We start from the raw sequence: 2371 nt of genomic DNA, 5'->3' as shown, positions 1-2371 counted from the left end.
CGGGGCGATACGGTGTGGGGAAAGCCACATGAAAGGGCACACCTGTGACCACTGCCTCCTCCGGCCCCCTCGCCGGCATCCGCGTCGTCGAACTCAACGGCATCGGCCCCGGCCCCCACGCCTGCATGATGCTCGCCGACCTGGGCGCCGACGTCGTGACCGTCATGCGCCCCGGCGAGCTCGCCAACTCCGTCGACGGCTGGGCCCACATCACCCGGCGCGGCCGGACCGTGGTCGAGGCCAACCTCAAGAGCGACGACGGACTGGCGCAGGTCCGCGGCCTCATCGCCAAGGCCGACGTCCTGGTCGAGGGCTTCCGTCCCGGGGTCACCGAGCGCATGGGCCTCGGCCCGGACGAGTGCCTCGAGGCCAACCCGCGCCTGGTCTACGCGCGCATGACCGGCTGGGGTCAGCACGGGCCGCTCGCCCACACCGCCGGACACGACCTCAACTACATCTCGCTCACCGGGCACCTCAACGCCACCGCGCGCAAGGGCGAGCGCCCGGTGCCGCCGCTCAACCTGGTCGGCGACTTCGGCGGCGGCTCGATGTTCCTCATCCAGGGCATCCTCGCGGCGATCATCGAGCGCGCCACCTCCGGCAGGGGCCAGGTCATCGACGCCGCCATGACCGACGGCGCCTCCGTGCTGGGCCAGTTCCAGTGGGCCATGCGCGCCCGCGACCAGTGGTCGGACGTCGCCGGCACCAACATGCTGGACACCGGGTTCCCGTTCTACGACGTCTACACCTGCTCCGACGGCAAGTTCATGGCCGTCGGTTGCCTCGAGCCGCAGTTCTACGCCGAGTTCGCCCGCCTGCTGGGGATCGACGGCGAGGGCATGCCGGGCCAGTTCGACCTCGACCGCTGGGACGAGCTGCGGGAGATCATCGCCGGGAAGTTCGCCGAGAAGCCGCGCGACGAGTGGGCCGAGCTGTTCTACGGCACGGACGCGTGCACCACCCCGGTGCTGACCTACACCGAGGCCCTCGACCACCCGCACAACGCCGCCCGCAAGACCTTCGTCGAGGTGGCCGGCGACCTCGGGCCCGCGCCCGCCCCGCGGTTCTCGCGCACCCCGGCCCCCGCCGTCCCGGCCGCGCCGCCGCGGGAGGCGACCGCGATCGATCAGGTCTGGGCCTGAGCATGAGCGAGCCGGGGGCCACCGCCGCTGCGCCGGGCGAGGACCCGCGCGCCGGCGGCGGCTCCCGCCCCACCGGCGGCGGCTCCCGGGTGGCCGGGGTGGTTCTCGGCGTGGACCCGGCCTCCGCCGATCCCCCGTTCCGCCAGCTCAAGGGGCAGATCCTCGAGGCGGTCCGGCGCGGCCTGCTGACCCCCGGAACGCGGATGCCCGCCGTCCGGACTCTCGCCGACCAGGTCGGGGTGGCCGCCAACACCGCCGCGAAGGTCTACCGCGAACTCGAGGAGGCCGGGGTCCTGGAGGGCCGCGGCCGCTCGGGGACCTTCGTCGCGGCGGCCGATCTGCCGTCGGCGGTGCTGGCCCGCGCCGCCGAGGAGTTCACGGACCTGGCGACGGGGGCGGGCTTCGGAGTCGACGACGCGGTCGAGGCCGTACGCAACGCCTTCGTCAGGCAACCGTGACGGGTAGGCCCAGCGACCCGGACAGCCACGGGGAGCCGAGGAGATTCTCGACGGATCCCAGGAGATCGACCGGCGCGGTCCTCTCGATCTCGAGGTAGTGATTACTGAAGTCCCAGCACTCGCTGTAGGCCTGTGAGGCAAACGAGCCGTCCGTCAGGTGAATGTCGGGAAAGAGTTCATCGGTTCGCGGCCCGAGCACCTCGGTAGCGCCGTCGACGACGACTCCGCCGTAGAGGTCGAGCCGGCCCGCGAGCCCGAGTTCCGACGTCGCGGCGGTCAACTCCTCCGAGAGTGGCCTGCCGATGTCCGCGCCCCTGTCGATCGCGTCGTCGTACAGCTGGCCGATGAGCACCGGATCGCCCGCGACCGCGAAGCACTCCAGCACCCGACCGGAATCGTTGGCGTACGAGACGGCCGTCGTGGCTCCTCGTCCCTCGACCGAGAGGGCACTCGGGCTGTCGAAGACCACCGTGTAGGTCGGAGGCTCGGGAGTTGCCGTGGCTACGCCTGGCAGGGCGATCACGGCGATGAGCGCCGACGCGAGTAGTGACGCGCCAACGGTGACTGGACGGTGCATGAGACGCCCTTTCGGAGGTGGGTCACGGCCACTGGGCCGTGTCAACACCATGCGGCACCGCGAAATCAATAACAATCCCCTCATCCGATTTCTGGGATATTGACACCTCAACCGTTACCGGCGCGGTTGGCCTCGGCGCGTCCGGTCGGGCACCGGCCTGGTTGCTCGACGTCCGTGCGGGGTTGCTCGAGGTC

Annotated in this window: 3 protein-coding genes; 2 read left to right on the top strand and 1 reads right to left on the bottom strand. The window is 71.3% G+C overall.

Features of this window, described 5'->3' with window-relative positions; all coding sequences use genetic code 11:
* The first annotated feature begins 44 nt into the window (after positions 1-44).
* Positions 45-1142, top strand: a complete 1098-nt coding sequence (locus B4M60_RS10730) for a CaiB/BaiF CoA transferase family protein (RefSeq protein WP_291083475.1) — start codon at positions 45-47, stop codon at positions 1140-1142.
* Between the two features lie 2 nt (positions 1143-1144).
* The gene (locus B4M60_RS10725; protein ID WP_291083472.1) at positions 1145-1600 is read left to right on the top strand and encodes a GntR family transcriptional regulator; all 456 of its coding nucleotides are present in this window, start codon (positions 1145-1147) and stop codon (positions 1598-1600) included.
* Here the strand turns inward: B4M60_RS10725 and B4M60_RS10720 are convergent.
* Complete coding sequence (locus B4M60_RS10720) at positions 1587-2228, bottom strand: hypothetical protein (protein ID WP_291083470.1); 642 nt, start codon at positions 2226-2228, stop codon at positions 1587-1589. The genes B4M60_RS10725 and B4M60_RS10720 overlap by 14 nt on opposite strands.
* Positions 2229-2371 lie beyond the last annotated feature (143 nt).

The organism is Dietzia sp. UBA5065 (assembly GCA_002415925.1).
In the GTDB taxonomy this organism is placed as follows: domain Bacteria; phylum Actinomycetota; class Actinomycetes; order Mycobacteriales; family Mycobacteriaceae; genus Dietzia.
The sequence above is the reverse complement of the archived record's forward strand: the minus strand, read 5'-3'. Positions and strand labels throughout refer to the sequence as shown.

Coding starts and splice junctions, on each gene's coding strand:
- B4M60_RS10725 (WP_291083472.1), top strand. CDS start 1,145: ATGAGCGAGCCGGGGGCCACCGCCGCTGCGCCGGGCGAGGACCCGCGC.
- B4M60_RS10720 (WP_291083470.1), bottom strand. CDS start 2,228: ATGGTGTTGACACGGCCCAGTGGCCGTGACCCACCTCCGAAAGGGCGT.